This is a genomic window from Actinomadura luzonensis (assembly GCF_022664455.2).
In the GTDB taxonomy this organism is placed as follows: domain Bacteria; phylum Actinomycetota; class Actinomycetes; order Streptosporangiales; family Streptosporangiaceae; genus Nonomuraea; species Nonomuraea luzonensis.
In genome coordinates, this window is sequence record NZ_JAKRKC020000001.1 from 3341410 (window position 1) to 3358361 (window position 16952).

Consider the following 16952-nt stretch of genomic DNA (forward strand, 5'->3'; position numbering starts at 1 on the left):
GGGCCGGAGGGCGGGCCGGGGAGTGGGCCGGGGAGTGGGCACGTGGCGGTCATCGGCGGACCACGCCGCCGGCCAGGCCGGCGACGATGTAGCGCTGCGCCAGCAGGAAGACGACCGCCATCGGCAGGACGACGAACAGGGTCCCGGCCATCAGGGCGCCCCAGTCGTTGATGCCGTCGTTCTCCTTGAGGTAGAGCAGCCCGATCGGCAGCGTCCGCATGTTGATCGAGTTGGTCGCGATCAGCGGCCAGACGAAGCCGTTCCACTCGTCGATCAGCGCGATCAGCCCGACGGTGATGATCGCCGGCCGGGACATCGGCACGATGAACGAGACGATCGTGCGCAGATGCCCGGCGCCGTCCAGTTGCGCCGCCTCCAGCACCTGCCGCGGGATCGACCGGAAGAACTGGTAGAGCAGGAAGGTGCCGAAGGCCGACGCCACGCCCGGCAGGATCAGGCCGGCATAGGTGTTCACCAGGTTCAGCCGGCCGATGGTGATGTAGTTCACCAGCAGCGTCACGTGCCCCGGCACCATCAGCGCGCCGAGCATGAAGATGAACAGCCAGCGCTTGCCCGGGAAGGGGAGGAAGGCGAAGGCGTACGCGGTGGAGATCGCCAGCACCACCTTGAGCAGCGTCCCGATCGCGGCCACCACGACCGAGTTGACCAGGAACTGGTCGAACGGGGCCAGCGTCCAGGCGTTGACGAAGTTGTCCAGGGTCAGCGAGCGCGGGATCAGCCGCAGTGGCCAGCTGTTGATGTCGGCGTTCGTCTTGAACGCCGTGCTGACGAAGAGGTAGATCGGGACCAGGAAGACCAGGGCCGCGGCCACCAGGGCGATCGCGCTCCACCAGCGCGGGCGGCGGGCGCCGGCCGGCCGGCGCGGAGCGGCCTCGGCGGCCGCCGGGGTCGGCATGATCGTCATCAGTAGTGCACCCTCCGCTCGACGAACCGGAACTGCAGCACGGTGATCGCCATCAGCACCACGAACATGATCATCGAGGCCGCGCTCGAGGTGCCGACGTCGGTCCGGCTGAACGCGGCGTCGTAGATGAACCAGCTCAAGGTGGTGGTCTCACCGGCGGGACCGCCGCCGGTCATCATGGCGATCACGTCGAACGCCTGGAAGGCCGAGATCGTCTGCGTGATCACCAGGAAGAAGGTGGTGGGGGAGAGCAGCGGGAAGACCACCCGCCGGAACGCCGTCCACCGGCCGGCGCCGTCGATGCGGGCCGCCTCCAGCACCTCGGCCGGGATCTGCTGGATCCCCACCAGGTAGACGATCGCGACGAAGCCGAGTCCCTTCCAGATGGAGACGATGATCAGCGCCCACAGCGCCCAGGAGCCGTCGGTCGTCCAGGCCGGCGAGCTCGTGCCGAACGCCTCGAACACCAGCCGGCTGAGGCCGTGGTGCGGATCGAAGATCAGCAGCCAGATGGTCGCGATCGCCGCCCCGGACAGCACGTGCGGGGAGAAGGCGAGCGTCTGCACCGCCGTCGTGCCCCGGACGCGCTGCGCGAACAGCAGTGCCAGCGCCAGGCCGAGCACCAGGGTCACGACCACCACGACCACGACCCACACCAGCGTGCGCCACAGGACCTCGGGGAAGGCCGAGCTGCTGAACAGCGCCTGGTAGTTGAGCAGGCCCACCAGGTCGGCCTGCGGCGAGATGAAGTCCCAGGTGGTGAAGCTCAGGTAGATGTTCTCGATGATCGGCCAGTACGAGAACACCGCGATCAGCGCCAGGTTGGGCAGCGCGAACGCGGCGAACAGCAGGTACCCGCGCCGGCGCCGGCGTGTCGCCGCGAGCCGTAGCTCGGCGGCCCTTCCCCCGGGATCGACCGGCCGGCGGGCGCCGACCGACAGAGCGGATCTCGCACCGAGATCGCTTGCTCCACTGCTCACGGGCTACCACCCATCCGCATCGACGACGAAACGCTGGCGACTTTACTGGCGACCCAGCGATCGGCCCTGGTCAGACGATTGCGAATCTGTGATTATTGCGCGAACGTTTCGAACAGCTACGCAAGGGTGCACAACCGGATGTCAAGCTCGTTTCAGGGCCGTGCCTTCGACCGTCAGCAGCGCATCCTCGACCACGTCCGGAGCGAGGGCCGAGCGGTCGTCTCCGAGATCGCCGGCCTGTTCGCGATCTCGCCCGCGACCCTGCGCAGGGATCTGCGCACGCTCGAGGCACAGCGGCTGATCGTCCGTTCGTACGGCGCTTTCTACCCCACCGACATCGGCCGCTACGAGACGCCGGTGGAGTACCGGCACAAGGCCCGCTCCGAGGAGCGGCTCGCGATCGCCGAGGCCGCGGTGGACCTGATGGCCGACGTCGGCACGGTGCTCCTCGACGAGGGCGCGCTGCCGGAGGACCTCGTCGGGCCGATGCGCAGGCTGGAGCGCATGACCGTGGTGACCAGATCCCTGACCGTTGCTGCCGAACTCGGCCGCCACACTGAGCACGATGTGATCATTGTGGGCGGCCGGGTCCGGCCGGCGACCATGGGAACCGTCGACCGCTGGGCGACGGCCATGCTCGGGGAGCTGAACGTCGACCTCGCGTTCATGGGCGCCAACGGGGTGTCGATCGAACGCGGGCTGACGACCCCGGACCCGGCGGTGGCGCAGGCCAAGTCGGCGGCCATGCGGGCGGCCCGCCAGGTCGTGCTGCTGTGCGAGCACACCCGGTTCGGGGTGACCAGCTTCGCCAAGTTCGCCGACGTCGAGCAGCTGGCCTGGATCATCACCGGGAAACAACTGTCCCGATCGTCCGCGCAGCGCTACGGCGCGGTCGGCCCCCGGGTGCTGCGCGTGTGACCGGTGAATGTCCGGTCGCCGCCCTGGCCGCGTGGTTCGGCCTCGGCGAGGTTGGGGGCATGAGCTTCCGCAGAAGAGTCCTCACCGCCATGGCCGCCGCCCTCCTGGCGCTCGCCGGTCTCGCGCCTGCCCAGGCGGTCGCGTCCGCGTCGGAGGCGGCGTCCGCCCAGGCTCCCTCGTACTGCGTGATCGTCGTCGGCAAGGCCCCGCCGGGGGAGCCGTCGCCGATCCGCTCCCGCGCCTGCGGCAACGACTACGCCACCGTCCAGCGCCAGGCCGGCGCGCAGCAGACGGTCCTGCTCATGGAGTGGTTCTGGAACGCCAACAACCAGCCGCCCCTGCTCACCCGCATCCACGGGGACTACGGCGACTGCGACTCCGCCGGCTACCGCATCATCGTCAAGGACGACTGGGCGAACAACATCTCCGGCTTCAACGCCGAAAGCCACTGCAACGTCGTCACGGGCTTCAACTGGCCGTCCACGGTCGACTGGAGCGGCGACGAGCAGACCTGGGCCAACTACTCGGTGTGCGCCTGCCTGTCGCAGGGCTGGGTCGGCTCGTTCATGAACGACCGCATCGAGGCGTTCTGGATCAGAAGGGGCTGACGGCCGCCGTTCCCGGCCCGCCGGTCAGGACGCGTTCGTCATCGTGTACCACGTCGGCACGAACGTCAGCAGGACCACCGCGCCGACGACCACGAGCGACCAGAGCGCGCGTGCGCCGGTGAGGTTCGCGGGGGAGACCGGCCGCCGCTTCCACCGTCCGACCGCGATGATCGCCGTCGGGCCGCCCAGCAGCACGTTCGCGGGCACCAGCGCGTACTCGCCGCGCACGATGTGGAAACCGGCCGCGAGGATCATCGTCAGGGTCAGGCCGGCGGCGGCGAGCGGCGTCAGCGCCGGCTTGACCTTCGCCATCGCCGGCAGGATCAGGCCGATGCCGCCCAGCACCTCACAGATCCCGATGAAGACGATCAGGGGTTGCGGCACCGCGGCGTACCAGGCCACGGCGTCCGGCGCCGCCGCGTACAGCGAGTCGTCGTACATCAGCACCTTGCCGAATCCGCTGCCGGCGAAGAAGAAGCCGAACACCGCTTGCAGGGCCCAGAGCACGCCGTTGAGCGTGACCCTCTTCGTGGCCTTGGCGGTGGTGGGCAGGGCGGTGCTGAGGTGTGGGTTCATGGTGTCACTGCCTTCTCGGTGGGTTCGTCCGCCCCACAGCCTGTCCGCAGGCCGGTACCGGCGACAACGCCAGGTCCGATAACGTGCCTTAACCTCACACTTAACGACGAAAGCGTGCGCGTGGAGCTGCGGGACATCGAGATCTTCCTGACCCTGGCCGAGGAGCTGCATTTCGGCCGGACCGCCGAGCGGTTGCACGTGACCCCCGCCCGCGTCAGTCAGGCGATCAAGAAGCAGGAGCGCCGGATCGGCGCCGCCCTGTTCGAGCGCAACAACCGGGCCGTGACGCTGACGCCGATCGGCAGGCAGCTCGTCGCCGACCTCGGCCCGATGTACCGCGGGCTGCGGGACGGCCTGGCACGCGCGGTCCGCGCGGCCGGCGGGAAGACCGAGGTGTTGCGCCTCGGCATGCTCTCCAGCAACGTCCAGGACTTCCGGCCGCTGCTCGACGGGTTCCACGCCCGGCAGCCCGCGTGCGAGGCGCAGATCCGGTACGTCGGGTTCGGCGACCCGTTCGGGCCGCTGCGGGCGGGGGAGGTCGATGTGCAGATCGCCTGGCTGCCGGTCAGGGAGGCCGACCTCACCGTCGGGCCGGTCGTCCGCGTCGAGCCCGTCGTCCTCGCCGTCGGCGCCGGTCACCGCCTGGCCCGGCGGGAGACGGTGTCGTACGAGGACCTGGCCGACGAGCTCGTCATCGGCGGCGCGAAGCCCGACTACTGGCGCGAGGCGCTCGTGCCCAGGCACACCCCGAGCGGCCGGCCGGTCCGCCTGGGGCCGGCCGTGACCGCCGAGAGCGAGCTGCTCCCCATCCTGTCCAACGGCGAGGCCGTCGCGCTCGTGCACTCCCACGCCGCCCGCTACCACTCCCGGCCCGACCTCGCCTACGTGCCCGTCCGGGACGCCCCTCCGGCGCGCTGGGCGCTGCTGTGGCGCACCGCCACCGAGACCGACCTGATCCGCTCCTTCGCGCGCACCGCCCGCCAGGTGGGACCCGTCGTCGCTACATGATCAGCTTCACACCCTGCGGGTCACGGGCTTCGTCTGCTGCGGCCTGGACGCCGATGACGTCCAGCAGCCGCAGCCGCTCGGCGGTCTCGCTGCCCTCCGCCGCGCTGAAGGCCATGATCCGCAGGTCGGTGCCGAGCGCCGCCAGGAAGTCGCAGTCGAGGGTGAGCTCACCGACGCTCGCGTGCCGGACCGTCTTGGTCAGGGACTCGTGCACACCCACCACGCCGGAGTCCCACAGCGCCGCGAAGTCACCGCTCCGGGCACGGAGCCCGTCGATCAGCGCGGCCAGCCCGGCGTCCTTCGGATAGCGGGCCGACGCCGCTCGCAGGTCGGACACGAAGGCCGCGCGGTGACCCGTCTTCCGGCTCACCGCCTGGGGATAGCCGGCGGGCGGCGCGACGAAGGACCACCACACCGCGTTCCTCCCGAAGCCGCGTGACGGCGGCGGGTCGCCGAACAGCGCCGCCCACAACGGGTTCCAGGTGATGAGGTTCCAGGCGGCGTCGTACACGCTCAGCGGTGTGCCGGTCAGCCGGTCCAGCAGGCGCTGAACGCCCGCCGGCACATGATCGCAAACCTGCCCGGCGCTCGGCGCCGCCTGACCGGCGAGCACGAAAAGGTGCTCACGCTCCGCCGTCGTCAGCCGCAACGCCCGCGCCAGCGCGGACAGCACCTGCGGGGACGGGTTCGTCGACCTGCCCTGTTCGAGCCGCACGATGTAGTCGACGGACAAGCCGGCGAGCAGGGCGAGCTCTTCACGCCGCAGGCCCGGCGCGCGCCGGCCGCCGTCGTCCGGCAGGCCGGCCTCGGCCGGTTTCGTGCGGTCCCGCCAGGCGTGCAGCGCCCTGCCGAGATCCGAGGTTCCGGTCATCTCCCCGAGTATCGCCGATCGGCCGCGTCCCCGTCCTGGTACTGCGGGTCCACCGGCTGCGGCGGGCACTGGCCGAGGCCCGCGGATCCGCCGACGGTGGATGCACCGGCCGACCGCCGGTGGCCGGCGGGGCCCCACCCGCCGCGCGGCGCCGAAGGAGCACGTTCATGAAGTACCGCAACCTCGGGCGGACCGGGATCAAGGTCAGCCCCTACGGTCTCGGCACGCTGATGTTCGCCAGCCAGATGGGCAACGACCCGGACGAGTCGGCCCGCATCATCCACAAGGCGATCGACGCGGGAATCAACCTCATCGACACCGCCGACCGCTACGCCGACTCCGAGGACATCGTCGGAAGGGCACTGAAGGGCCGCCGCGACGAGGTGGTCCTGGCCACCAAGGTCGGCCTGCCCATGGGCGAGGACGTCAACCGGCAGGGCGGCTCCCGCCGCTGGATCACCACCGCTGTCGAGAACTCCCTGCGCCGGCTCGGCACCGACCACATCGACGTCTACCAGCTCCAGCGGCCCGACCCGGACACCGACCTGGAGGAGACCCTGTCCGTCCTGACCGACCTCGTCAGGGCCGGCAAGGTGCGCGCCGTCGGCTCGTCGACCACGCCCGCCTCGCTGATCGTCCAGGCCCAGTGGGCCGCCGAACGCGCTGGCCTGCAGCGGTTCCGCACCGAGCAGCCCCCGTACTCGATCCTGAACCGCGGCATCGAACGGGAGGTCCTGCCGCTCGCGCGGGAGTACGGCATGGGCGTCATGGTGTGGGGCCCGTTCGGTCAGGGCCTGCTGACCGGCCGGGTGCGCAAGGGCGGTGACAACGACCTCAAACGCGCCCGGTTCTCCCGGCACCTGTCCGACGAGCGCCGCATCGACGTCGTCGAACAGCTCGTCCCGCTCGCCGAGGAGGCCGGCCTGCGCCTGACCCACCTGGCCATGGCCTTCGCCATCGCCCACCCGGGCGTCACCGCCGCGCTCCTCGGCCCGCGCACCATGGACCATCTCGACGACCTGCTGGCCGGAGCCGACGTCGAGCTGTCCGACGACCTCCTCGACCGGATCGACGCGATCGTCCCGCCGGGCACCGACGTCACCGCGCTCGACCAGGAATACCGGCCCCCGGCCCTGCTCGAGACCGCTCTCCGGCGTCGCCCCGCAGGGCTCCGGTCGGCGGCCTGAACCCCAAGGGGCCGGGAGTCGCCAGGAAGGACCACGCGGTGAACCGGCTGATCGACTCCACCTCGCGTTGCCACCCCCGTTACCCGCTATCTGGACAATCCGGGCACTATGGGGCTGTGGAACGTGACGAGTTCGGTGCCGCGGTGCGGCAGCTGCGGGAGAGCACGGCGCCTGCGGCTGTCGGGCTGCCGATCGGCCGCCGGCGGGTGCGAGGGTTGCGGCGGGAGGAACTCGGCGAGCTCGCGGGCCTGTCCGCGGACTACGTACGCCGTCTCGAGCAGGGGCGCAGCCATCCGTCGGCCGGGGTGGTGAACGCCATCGCGCGGGCGTTGCGGATCGGACGGGCGGAGTACGAGCGGCTCTGCGCGCTGGCCGGGTACGCCGCCGTGGACGGGCAGGTGCCGAACGAAGTCGGCCCGGGCGCGATGCGGCTGCTGGAGCGGTTCACCGACACTCCGATGTTCGTCTCCGACGCGGCGATGAACCTCATCGCCGTGAACAGCGCGTTCATGGCTCTGAAGCATTGGGAGCTCACCGGGGACCCGTGGGAGTGGAACATCGCCTGGCGTACGTTCTGCGACCCGTTCAGCGGTTTCAAGCAGTCCGCGGATGACGCGACCGACCATCAGGCGGTCCTGGTCGCCCGCCTGAGGAGCGCGCTGTTGCGCTACCCCGCCGACGCGTCGCTCGCCGCGCTGGTGGACGAGATGCGGAGCCGGAGCAGCCTGTTCGACACCTTGTGGCGCGCGCCGCGACCGGTGGCGGCCTACGAGAGCAGTGCCGCGTTCATTCATCCGGACGGCGGCTCCGTCACGCTCGTCGGCAGCCTGCTCGCCATCCCCGGCGACGACCTGGCGGCTTTGATGCTCACCGCGGCGCCGGGCTCGGCCGATGCGGCGCGCCTGGCGGAGATCGTCTCCGACGGCGGGGAACCGTCCATCATCAGGGTGGGCCGGCCTGGCCCGGGCTGACCCCGCCGCGAGGAGCGGGGCGGCGCTCAGCGGGGTGCCAGGATCCGTAGCTGGAGCATCGCGGCGAAGCGCTGCTCCGGGTCGTCCAGGTCGATCTCGCCCACCTCCGCGGCCCGTCTGAGCCGGTAGCGCAGCGTGTTGGGGTGGATGAACAGCGCGGCGGCGGCCTTGCCCACGTCGCCGAGGGCGTCCAGCCACGCCTCCAGCGACTGGACGAGGCCGGCGTTGTTGCGCTCGTCGTACTCCATCAGGCGGGCGATCGCGCCGACCGGCCGCTCGCCGCGCGCCGCCGCGAGGTCCCGCAGCTCCAGGACCAGGGCGAGCGTCTGGACGTCGTCCAGCCGGGCCACGCGGAGCCCGGTGTGGCCCTCGCGCATCACCCGGAGCACCCGGTCGGCCTGCGCCTTGCCGTGGACGATGCCGCTGATGTCCGCCCCGGCCGGGGCGACCGCGACGATGGCGGGCAGGCTGCCGCCGACCCGGTCCACGAAGTCGGAGGCCAGCCGGACGGCCCGCTGTTCGGGGTCGCCGGTCGGGACGATCACCGGCAGCAGCCCGTGGACCGTGCCGCCGACGGCCGCCACGGCGGCGGACGGCACCGCCGCCGACAGGTGGACCGACAGGGCGTCCGCGAGCCGTTCGAGCTCGGCGGCCCTGGCGTGGTCGGCGGTCCAGGCGTGGTCGTCGCCGGTGAGCAGGGCCGCGCTCACGATGACGAGGGTGCGGCCGGACAGGCCGAGCCGCGCGAGCGCGTCCCGCGCGCCCGCGCCGCCCTCCAGGACCGTCGCCATCAGGTCGGCGCGCAGCCGCCGCCGCACGTCGGCGCCGGCGCGGATGCGCAGCAGGTGCAGCGCGACCAGTTTCGAGGCGTCGAGCAGGGCGTCGGTGCGCTCGCTGTCCACCTCGCCGTCCATGGCGGCCCAGATCGAGCCGAGGATCTCGTCGCCGGCGCGGACGGCGATGGCGACGCGCTGCACCGTCATCCCGTCGTGGCCGAGATCCTGCGGCGTGACGACGACCGGCCGCTGGTAGCGGTAGAGGTCGCGGAAGACGCCCAGCTCGGTCAGGCGGGTGGCGTAGCGTTCGGGGACCTGCCGGCCGATGACGGTCTCGACGCGGGAGGCGTCCGCCTCGTCCTGGCGGCCGGAGAAGGCGAGCACGCGGGAGTTGCGGTCCTCGATGGTGATGGGGGCGTCGAGGAGCGCGGCCACGGCGTTGGCCACCGCGAACAGGTCGCCCGACGGGAGCCCGCCGAGCGACTCGTGCTCGTGCTCGCCGATGTCCCCTTCGGCGAGCATCGACCGGATGAGCGCGGTGAGCTGCGCCCACGTGGCGCCCCGGCGCAGGCCGATGAGGGCCACCCCGCTCCTGGCGGCCGCCTCCCGCACCTCGGGGGTCAGGGCGACCGGCGCCCGGACGACCAGGCCCACCGCGTCGTGGTCGCCGAGCGTGCCGAGCAGCCGGGACAGCGTGCCGCCCGACGGGTCGACGCCGACGCCGAGCACCAGCGAGCGCGGCGCGAGCACGGGCTCGTCGAGCGGGTCGTGGATGACGAGTCCGCTGATCTCCTCGCGCTGGTCGACGTCGCCGGCGACCAGTTCGAGCAGGGTGGTCCCGAGATCGTCCAAGACCCGGCCGAGGCTGGCACGGGGACGCTGGCTCACGCCCCGCAGTATAGGAGCCCGAGCCGCGGGGTCCGATCGTCGGACGATCAGAGGACGATCAGAGGAGGATCAGAGGTCGATCCACTCGGTGGCCGTCGTCACCGCGTCGAGCGCCTCCGGGATCGGCGTGACCCCCAGCCCGGGGCCGTCGGGGACCGCGATGTGGCCGTCGTCCAGGACGATCGGCTCGGTGATGTCGGTGCGGTAGAAGCGGTCGGAGGCCGAGACGTCGCCCGGCAGCGTGAATCCGGGCAGACCGGCCAGGGCGACGTTGGCGGCGCGGCCGAGGCCCGTCTCCAGCATGCCGCCGCACCAGACCGGGATCCCGTTGGCCACGGCCAGGTCGTGGATCCGCCGGGCCTCCAGGTAGCCGCCGACCCGGCCGGGCTTGATGTTGATGATCTGGCAGGCGCCGAGCGTGATGGCCGCGGCGGCGGTCTGCGCCGAGACGATCGACTCGTCCAGGCAGATCGGCGTCGCCAGATGCCGCGCCAGCGTGGCGTGGCCGAGGACGTCCTCCTCCTCCAGCGGCTGCTCGATCAGCAGCAGGTCGAACGCGTCGAGCTTGGCCAGGTGGCGGGCGTCGCGCAGCGTGTAGGCGGTGTTGGCGTCCACCTGCAGCAGCACGTCCGCGCCGAACCGCGCGCGCACGGCGGCCACCGGCTCCAGGTCCCAGCCGGGCTGGATCTTCAGCTTGACGCGCACGTACCCGGCGTCCAGGTAGCCCTCGACGACCGTCAGGAGCTGCGGGATCGAGTCGTGGATGCCGACCGACACCCCGCTGGGGACGCGCTCCCGGACGGCGCCGAGCTCCCGGCCGAACGAGCGGCCGAGGGCACGCAGCTCCGCGTCGAGCACGGCCATCTCCAGGGCGGCCTTGGCCATGCGGTGCCCCTTGACCGGGTGCGTGAGGCCCGCGATCGCGGCGGCGCCCGAGCGCGCGATCGCCGCCTGCCCCTCGGGGGTGGAGAGCCGGGGGAGCAGGTGGTGGCGCAGCACGTCCAGCTGGGAGCCGACGTACTCGCTGGAGTAGAGCGGGTCGGCCAGCGCGACGCACTCGCCCCAGCCCTCGGCGTCGTCGGTGACGGCCTTGAGGAGGAGGACGTCCCGCTCGTTCTGGGTGCCGAACGAGGTGCGGAACGGCGACACGAGCGGCATCGAGACGCGGCGAAGCTCGACTCCTCGCAGTTTCATGGGATTCTCCGGATCTGTTCGGTGTCGGTGTCGATATCCGGGCCGGCGAGCCGGACGAGGTAGCCGAGCTCGCGGTCGAAGTCGACGACGCGGCCGCCGGCCGCCATCAGCGGCTCCAGCTCGGCGCGGAGCCGGTGCCGCCAGCCCCGGGCGGCGGCCGCGTCGCGGGCGCGCAGCGCCTCGATGTCGGCCGGGGCCGCGACCCGCCTGCTCGACGGGCCGGCGGCCGGCCGTTCGCGGGGCGTGCCCGAGCAGGCGGCGCGGACCCGCGGCGCGAGCAGCTCCCAGCGCACCAGCAGCCGGTCGGTGTCGTCGCCGCCGTTGATCGCGTCGTGCATCGCGCCGTAGAAGTTGGTGAGGTACTCCACCGGCAGCGCGCCCAGCTTGACGATGTTGAAGTAGGCGTTGCGGCTGACCAGCGGGTCGAAGGTCCACTCGACCGCGACGATGCCGCGGGCCAGCGCCCAGGCGCGCTGGTGGAGCTTGAGCGCCATCCCGGTGCCGCGGCCGGCCAGCCCCGGAGCCACCCCGGCGATGTGGCTGTGCAGGGTGCGGGCGGCCGGCTCCTCGTGGAAGCCGATGCAGACCCCGACCAGCCGGTCCCCGTCGTACGCGCCGGCGACGTAGTTGCCGGCCTTCGTCAGCGCCCGCAGGAACTCCACCGTGATCAGGGGGTTCTCGGGGCGGCCCCAGATCTCGACGAGCAGGGCGATCACGGCGTGGGCCTCGTCCAGCTCCCGCAGCTCCCGGACCGTCACGCCCGCCTTCGCGGCCCATCGCGCCGCGTCCTCCGCCGCCAGGCCGACGGCCGCGGCGGCCTCGACGCCCACGTCACGCCCTCCGGACGCCTGGATGCTCATGCCCGCTCCTCCAGGAGTTCGGCGATCAGCTCGCGCAGCAGCACCGTGCGGTCGAGCAGCCGGTCGACGAGGACGTGCTCGTGGTCGGCGTGGGCGCCGCCGCCCACCGCGCCCAGGCCGTCCAGCGTCGGGGTGCCGACACCCGCGGTGAAGTTGCCGTCCGAGGCGCCGCCGACGGCCGTGCCCGTGACCGGCGGCAGCCCGAGCCGGGCCGCGACGGCCGCGGCCCGCTCGAACAGCGCCCGGCTCGCCGGCTCCTCCAGCGGCGGCCGGTTGACGCCGCCGGCGATCTCGATCACCGCGCCGGGCTCGGCCGGCGCCAGAGCGCGCAGCGCCCGGTCCACCCGGAGCTGCTCGGCCCCCGTCCAGGCCCGCACGTCGACCGCGAACGAGCCGTGGGCGGGCACCGTGTTCGCCGTCGTGCCCGCGCTGATCACGGTAGGGGTGACCGTCGTGCCGGCCGCCGGGTCGCCGAGGGCGTGCACCGCGACGGCGAGGCGGGCCAGCTCGATCGTGGCGTTGACGCCCTTCTCCGGCTCCAGCCCGGCGTGGGCGGCACGGCCGGTGACCCGGACCTCGTACATGGACACGCCCTTGCGGCTCAGCTTGAGCGCGCCGCCGTCGGCCGACGCCTCCAGCACGAGCGCCGCCCGCGACCGCCGGGCCTCCTCCTCGATCAGCGCGCGCGAGCTCGGCGACCCGATCTCCTCGTCGCCGGTCACCAGGAGGGTGACGCCGTCGCGCGCGGGCAGGTCGGCGACGGCGTGCACGGCCATGACGAGCCCGGCGAGCATGTCGAAGCAGCCGGGGCCGCGCACCACGCCGCCGGCCAGCTCGAACGGGCGGGAGGCCAGGGTGCCGAGCGGCCAGACCGTGTCGTGGTGGGCCAGCAGCAGCACCTGCCGGTCGCCGTCGCCGAAGCGCCACCGCAGGTGGGAGCAGCCGTCGATGACGATCCGCTCGGGCTCGGCGCCGAGCCGGGCGGCCCCGACGCGGGCGACGAGGCCGGCCGACCTGGCGATCGCGGCGTGGTCGGCGGAGGGCGACTCGCACTCGACCAGCTCGCGCAGGTCGGCGAGGAGCGGCGGGAGGCTGAGGGAGCCACGCGAGGTGAGCGGCACGGTCAGCCGAGCTTCTTGGGGGTCGCGCGGGCGCCGTAGTGGACGTACTCCTCGCCGGTGGGCAGCGAGTAGAACGTGACCGGGGCCCACGACTCCATGCCCTCGGGGCGGACGGCGTACATGCCGGGCGAGACCGGGGTCAGCTCGTACGTCTCCACCTGCTCGCCCTCCAGCTCGGCCAGGGGGCCGGTCACGGTGGTGCGCAGCATCGGCTTGCCGTCCTCCTCGAACACCTCCAGGCGCACCGACTCGCGCTCGTACGTGCCCGCGTACGGCGTCAGGTCCACCGTGACCGGCTCGGCCGGCGGCTCGAACGGCGCGGGCAGCCGCACCCCGGTCAGCTCGCCGAAGATCTCGTCGTAGAGGTCGGCGTAGAGGTCGCGGGTGCTGCCGCCGTTGGTGGTGAGCGCGACCGCGACGCCCGCCTCCGGCAGGACGCGCAGGAACGCCGCCTGGCCGATGGTGTTGCCGTCGTGGCCGTAGGCGCGGTGGCCGTTCCAGTCGCAGCGGAACCAGCCGAGCCCCCACGAGTCGCCGAGCAGGTGCTTCTCGGGGCAGTCGGTCTGGTACGCCGACATCGCGGCGGTGCCCTGCTCGCTCAGCACCCGGGTGCCGTCGGCGGCGAGCCCGCCGGTCAGGTGCAGCCGGGCGAAGGCCAGCACGTCGGCGACGGTCGAGGTGATCAGGCCCGCCGGGCCGACCGAGCGGGGCAGGGCCCACACCGGCGCGACCACGGGCTCCTCGCCGCCCTTGACGTGACCCATCGCGTGCCCGAAGACCATCGCCTCCTCCGGCAGGGTGGTGGTGCGGGTCAGGCCGAGCGGGGCGAAGAGCTGCTCCTTCATCGCCTGGTCCCAGGTGTTGCCGGTGACGACCTCGATGATCCGGCCGAGCAGGGAGTAGCCCGCGTTGCAGTAGGACCAGGTGACACCGATCGGGTGGTTCTGCGCGGTGTCGGCCAGCAGCGCGACGTACTTCTCCAGGGCGTCGTCGCCCCGGCCGGTGTCGGTGAACAGGTCGCCGTCGATGCCGCTGGTGTGGGTGAGCAGGTGCCAGACGGTCACGGCCGCGGTGGTTCCCGGGTCGCGCAGCCGGAAACCGGGCACGATCTTCGCCACCGGGGTGTCGAGCGCGAGGCGGCCCTCGTCCACGAGCTTCATGATCACGGTCGCGGTCCAGACCTTGGTGATCGAGCCGATCTGCCAGACCGAGTCGGTGCGGGCCGGCTGGCCGGTGCCGGCGTGGAGCACGCCCGCCGCGGCCGTGACGAGCTCGTCGTCGTCGCCGATCCTGAGGATGCCGAGCTGGGCGCCGGGGACGCCGTGCTTCCTCGTGAGCTCGTCGAGGCGGCTCTGCCAGTGGGCCTGGTCGATGGCGCTGGTCATGTCTGCTCCTTAGCAGCGGTCGGGATGAGCGGCGTGGCGTCTGTGTCCCCGGAGGTCCGGCGTGCCGCTCCGGGGAGCGCGGCGAGGAGATGGCGGGTGTACTCGTGCCGGGGCGCGCCGAGCACCTGGGCGGCGGGGCCGTGCTCGACGATCTCCCCGTCGCGCATCACGGCCACGCGGTCGGCGACGTACCGGACGACCGCCAGGTTGTGGGAGATGAACAGCATGGACAGGCCCAGCTCGCGCCGCATGTCGCGGACGAGGTTGAGCACGGCGCCCTGGACGGAGACGTCGAGCGCCGAGGTGATCTCGTCGGCGAGGATCACCTCGGGCCGGGCGGCGAGCGCCCTGGCCAGCGCGACCCGCTGCCGCTGCCCGCCGGAGAGCCGCCCCGGCCGGTCGCCGGCCCGGGCCGCGTCCAGGTGCACCAGCGCGAGCAGGCGGCTGATCTCCGCCTGGCGGGCCTGCCTGCCGAGGCGTTCCGGCATGGCCTCGGCGATGCTCTCGCCGACGGTCATGCGGGGGTCGAGCGAGGAGTACGGGTCCTGGAAGACCAGCTGCACCGGACGCACGCGGCCCCGGCTCGGCACCGGGCGGCCGTCCAGCAGGATCCGGCCGCCGGTCACGGGGGCCAGGCCGACGGCCGCCCGCGCCAGGGTGGACTTCCCCGATCCGGACTCGCCGACCAGGCCCACGATCTCGCCGTCGCCGACCTCCAGGCTGACGTCCTTCAGGACGGTGTGCGGGCCGTACCGCACGCACACGTCGTGGAAGGCGAGGACGCTCACTGGTGCACCTCCTCGGTGCCGACGGCCGACGGCCGCCCGGCCTTGTGGCAGGCCACCCGGTTGCCCGCCGGGTCGGCCTCCAGCAGGGGCTCGACCGACCGGCAGTGGTCGTCGGCGAGGGGGCAGCGGGCCGCGAACGCGCACCCGTCCGGCACCTGCGCGGGATCGACCGGCAGCCCCGGGATGACGGCGAGCGGCCGGTCCAGGTCGGTGTCCATGTCCGGCACGGCCGCGACGAGCGCCCGCGTGTACGGGTGCCGCGCCAGCGTCCGCAGGCCGTGCGCGGGCAGCTCCTCGACGATGCGGCCCGCGTACATGACGAGGACCCGGTCGCACACGTCCGTCACCACCGACACGTCGTGGCTGATGAGCAGGAGAGCCGCGCCGGTGTCGCGGCGCACGTCGGCGAGCAGGCCGAGCACCTGCCGCTGGACCGTGACGTCGAGCGCGGTGGTCGGCTCGTCGGCGATGATGAGCCGCGGCGTCCCCATGAGCCCCATGCCGATCATCGCCCGCTGGCGCATGCCCCCGGAGAACTGGAAGGGGTGCTGCCTGGCGCGCCGCTCCGGCTCGCGGATCCGGACCGCGCGCAGGCGGTCGACCGCGCGGGCGAAGGCCGCCCTGCGGCTCAGTCCCTGGTGGAAGCGGCTGACCTCGGCCAGCTGCGACCCCACCCGGTGCGTCGGGTTGAACGACGTCATCGGGTCCTGGAACACCACGGCCAGCGACGTGCCGAGGCGTTTGCGCAGGGCCGCGGGGTCGCCGGCGGTCAGCAGGTCCTCCCCGGCGAAGGCCAGGTGGCCCGCCTCGACGCGGATCGGCTCCTCGACGAGCCTGGCCACCGCCAGGGCCGTCATCGACTTGCCGGAGCCGGACTCGCCGACGACGCCCACGGCCTCGCCGTCCCGGACGGCGAACGTGACGCCGCGGACCGCGCGGACGGGCCCGCCCGCGCCGGGGATCGTCACCCGCAGGTCGTCCACCGACAGGACGGCGTCCTCGGCGGGCGGCGTCGCGGCGGCCGGTCGGGGCTCGCCCGCGACGGTCCCGGTCCGGCCCCGGCGGGTGGTGCCGGTGACCTCGTCGAGGCCGAACGCCGTGGCCAGGGCCTCGCCCGTGAGGTTGAAGGCCAGGCCCGCGAGGATGACGGCGAGGCCGGGCCCGAGCGCGGCGACGGGGTTGGTGTAGATGCCGTTGAGCCCGTCCTGCATGAGCTTGCCCCAGTCGTAGGCCGGGGACTGCACGCCCAGCCCGAGGAACGAGAGCCCGGCGAACGACAGCAACACGCCGCCGGCGCCCATCGTCGCGTTGACGATGAGCGGCTCGGCGATGTTCGGCAGCACGTGGCGGCGCAGGACGCGCAGCCGGCTCACGCCCGCGATGCGGGCCGCGGCCACGTAGTCCCGCTCGGCGACGCCGGCGATGAGCGTGTGGCACAGCCGCGCGAACGACGGCGCCCCGGCGAGCCCCACCGCGAGCGCCGCGCCGCGCTCGCCGACGCCGAACACCACGGCGAAGAAGAGCACGAGCAGCAGCCCGGGGAAGGCCACCAGCACGTTGACGGCCCACGTGACGAGGCGGCCCAGCCGGCGTCCCACCAGCATCGGCGCGGCTCCGAGGGCGAGGCCGAGCACGAGGCTGACCGCCGTCGCCCCGAGCGCCAGCACGATCGAGAGCCGGGTCGCCACGAGGACCCGGTGGAACAGGTCCCGGCCGAGGTTGTCGGTGCCGAGCCAGTGCTCGGCCGACGGGCCGGCGAGCAGGTTGCCCGTGTCGACGACCGTCGCCCGGTCGCCCCACAGGATCGGCCCGAGCACGGCCACGGCCAGGACGACGACCAGCAGGCCGACCCCGGTCAGGCCCACGGGACGGCGCAGCAGGCGTGCCGCCGGCATC

At 73.0% G+C, this 16952-nt stretch carries 16 protein-coding genes; 5 read left to right on the forward strand and 11 right to left on the reverse strand.

The window, feature by feature from the left end; all coding sequences use genetic code 11:
- Nucleotides 1-49: 49 nt before the first annotated feature.
- Both MF672_RS16350 and MF672_RS16355 read right to left on the reverse strand, forming a co-directional pair.
- The gene (locus MF672_RS16350; RefSeq protein ID WP_242375143.1) at nucleotides 50-925 is read right to left on the reverse strand and encodes a carbohydrate ABC transporter permease; all 876 of its coding nucleotides are present in this window, start codon (nucleotides 923-925) and stop codon (nucleotides 50-52) included.
- A complete protein-coding gene (locus tag MF672_RS16355; protein WP_242375142.1) occupies nucleotides 925-1905 on the reverse strand; it encodes a carbohydrate ABC transporter permease in 981 nt (326 codons plus the stop codon). The genes MF672_RS16350 and MF672_RS16355 overlap by 1 nt, the downstream gene beginning before the upstream one ends.
- A 138-nt stretch (nucleotides 1906-2043) precedes the next feature.
- On the opposite strand from MF672_RS16355, the gene MF672_RS16360 reads away from it, so the two are divergent.
- Nucleotides 2044-2823, forward strand: a complete 780-nt coding sequence (locus tag MF672_RS16360; protein WP_242375141.1) for a DeoR/GlpR family DNA-binding transcription regulator — start codon at nucleotides 2044-2046, stop codon at nucleotides 2821-2823.
- A gap of 59 nt (nucleotides 2824-2882) precedes the next feature.
- On the forward strand, nucleotides 2883-3431 hold the full coding sequence (locus MF672_RS16365) for a hypothetical protein (RefSeq protein WP_247815258.1): 549 nt from the start codon (nucleotides 2883-2885) through the stop codon (nucleotides 3429-3431).
- A gap of 24 nt (nucleotides 3432-3455) precedes the next feature.
- Here MF672_RS16365 and MF672_RS16370 read toward each other — a convergent pair whose 3' ends face one another.
- A complete protein-coding gene (locus MF672_RS16370; RefSeq protein WP_242375139.1) occupies nucleotides 3456-4007 on the reverse strand; it encodes a DoxX family protein in 552 nt (183 codons plus the stop codon).
- 114 nt (nucleotides 4008-4121) lie between these two features.
- Between MF672_RS16370 and MF672_RS16375 the strand changes: the two genes are divergently transcribed.
- On the forward strand, nucleotides 4122-5015 hold the full coding sequence (locus MF672_RS16375; protein WP_242375138.1) for a LysR family transcriptional regulator: 894 nt from the start codon (nucleotides 4122-4124) through the stop codon (nucleotides 5013-5015).
- On the opposite strand, the gene MF672_RS16380 is transcribed toward MF672_RS16375, so the two are convergent.
- Nucleotides 5008-5886, reverse strand: a complete 879-nt coding sequence (locus MF672_RS16380; protein WP_242375137.1) for a helix-turn-helix domain-containing protein — start codon at nucleotides 5884-5886, stop codon at nucleotides 5008-5010. The genes MF672_RS16375 and MF672_RS16380 overlap by 8 nt on opposite strands.
- 167 nt (nucleotides 5887-6053) lie before the next feature.
- On the opposite strand from MF672_RS16380, the gene MF672_RS16385 reads away from it, so the two are divergent.
- Together MF672_RS16385 and MF672_RS16390 are read left to right on the forward strand one after the other, a co-directional pair.
- Nucleotides 6054-7073, forward strand: a complete 1020-nt coding sequence (locus MF672_RS16385; protein ID WP_242375136.1) for an aldo/keto reductase — start codon at nucleotides 6054-6056, stop codon at nucleotides 7071-7073.
- A gap of 116 nt (nucleotides 7074-7189) precedes the next feature.
- Nucleotides 7190-8044 (forward strand): helix-turn-helix domain-containing protein, encoded by an 855-nt coding sequence (locus MF672_RS16390; RefSeq protein ID WP_242375135.1) that lies wholly within the window; start codon nucleotides 7190-7192, stop codon nucleotides 8042-8044.
- Between the two features lie 26 nt (nucleotides 8045-8070).
- Here the strand turns inward: MF672_RS16390 and MF672_RS16395 are convergent, their stop codons facing one another.
- The 7 genes from MF672_RS16395 to MF672_RS16425 all read right to left on the reverse strand — a co-directional run bounded on the left by MF672_RS16395 (nucleotide 8071) and on the right by MF672_RS16425 (nucleotide 16951).
- Nucleotides 8071-9708 carry a PucR family transcriptional regulator gene (locus MF672_RS16395; RefSeq protein ID WP_242375134.1) on the reverse strand — a complete coding sequence of 546 codons (1638 nt, stop codon included), beginning with the start codon at nucleotides 9706-9708 and terminating at the stop codon, nucleotides 8071-8073.
- A 69-nt stretch (nucleotides 9709-9777) separates the two neighbouring features.
- Entirely contained in the window at nucleotides 9778-10902 is a 1125-nt protein-coding gene (gene menC / locus MF672_RS16400; protein WP_242375133.1) for an o-succinylbenzoate synthase, read from the reverse strand.
- Entirely contained in the window at nucleotides 10899-11762 is an 864-nt protein-coding gene (locus tag MF672_RS16405; protein ID WP_242375132.1) for a GNAT family N-acetyltransferase, read from the reverse strand. Before MF672_RS16405 ends, menC begins: the two co-directional genes overlap by 4 nt.
- Nucleotides 11759-12883 carry a M20 family metallopeptidase gene (locus MF672_RS16410; RefSeq protein WP_242375131.1) on the reverse strand — a complete coding sequence of 375 codons (1125 nt, stop codon included), beginning with the start codon at nucleotides 12881-12883 and terminating at the stop codon, nucleotides 11759-11761. Before MF672_RS16410 ends, MF672_RS16405 begins: the two co-directional genes overlap by 4 nt.
- Before the next feature lie 2 nt (nucleotides 12884-12885).
- The gene (locus tag MF672_RS16415) at nucleotides 12886-14268 is read right to left on the reverse strand and encodes a serine hydrolase domain-containing protein (protein ID WP_242375130.1); all 1383 of its coding nucleotides are present in this window, start codon (nucleotides 14266-14268) and stop codon (nucleotides 12886-12888) included.
- A complete protein-coding gene (locus MF672_RS16420) occupies nucleotides 14265-15056 on the reverse strand; it encodes an ABC transporter ATP-binding protein (protein ID WP_242375129.1) in 792 nt (263 codons plus the stop codon). The genes MF672_RS16415 and MF672_RS16420 overlap by 4 nt, the downstream gene beginning before the upstream one ends.
- Nucleotides 15053-16951, reverse strand: coding sequence for a dipeptide/oligopeptide/nickel ABC transporter permease/ATP-binding protein (locus MF672_RS16425; RefSeq protein WP_242375128.1), 1899 nt, complete (start codon nucleotides 16949-16951; stop codon nucleotides 15053-15055). The genes MF672_RS16420 and MF672_RS16425 overlap by 4 nt, the downstream gene beginning before the upstream one ends.
- Nucleotide 16952 lies beyond the last annotated feature (1 nt).

Coding starts and splice junctions, on each gene's coding strand:
- MF672_RS16415 (WP_242375130.1), bottom strand. CDS start 14,268: ATGACCAGCGCCATCGACCAGGCCCACTGGCAGAGCCGCCTCGACGAG.
- MF672_RS16370 (WP_242375139.1), bottom strand. CDS start 4,007: ATGAACCCACACCTCAGCACCGCCCTGCCCACCACCGCCAAGGCCACG.
- MF672_RS16405 (WP_242375132.1), bottom strand. CDS start 11,762: ATGAGCATCCAGGCGTCCGGAGGGCGTGACGTGGGCGTCGAGGCCGCC.
- MF672_RS16360 (WP_242375141.1), top strand. CDS start 2,044: ATGTCAAGCTCGTTTCAGGGCCGTGCCTTCGACCGTCAGCAGCGCATC.
- MF672_RS16380 (WP_242375137.1), bottom strand. CDS start 5,886: ATGACCGGAACCTCGGATCTCGGCAGGGCGCTGCACGCCTGGCGGGAC.
- MF672_RS16385 (WP_242375136.1), top strand. CDS start 6,054: ATGAAGTACCGCAACCTCGGGCGGACCGGGATCAAGGTCAGCCCCTAC.
- menC (WP_242375133.1), bottom strand. CDS start 10,902: ATGAAACTGCGAGGAGTCGAGCTTCGCCGCGTCTCGATGCCGCTCGTG.
- MF672_RS16350 (WP_242375143.1), bottom strand. CDS start 925: ATGACGATCATGCCGACCCCGGCGGCCGCCGAGGCCGCTCCGCGCCGG.
- MF672_RS16365 (WP_247815258.1), top strand. CDS start 2,883: ATGAGCTTCCGCAGAAGAGTCCTCACCGCCATGGCCGCCGCCCTCCTG.
- MF672_RS16425 (WP_242375128.1), bottom strand. CDS start 16,951: ATGCCGGCGGCACGCCTGCTGCGCCGTCCCGTGGGCCTGACCGGGGTC.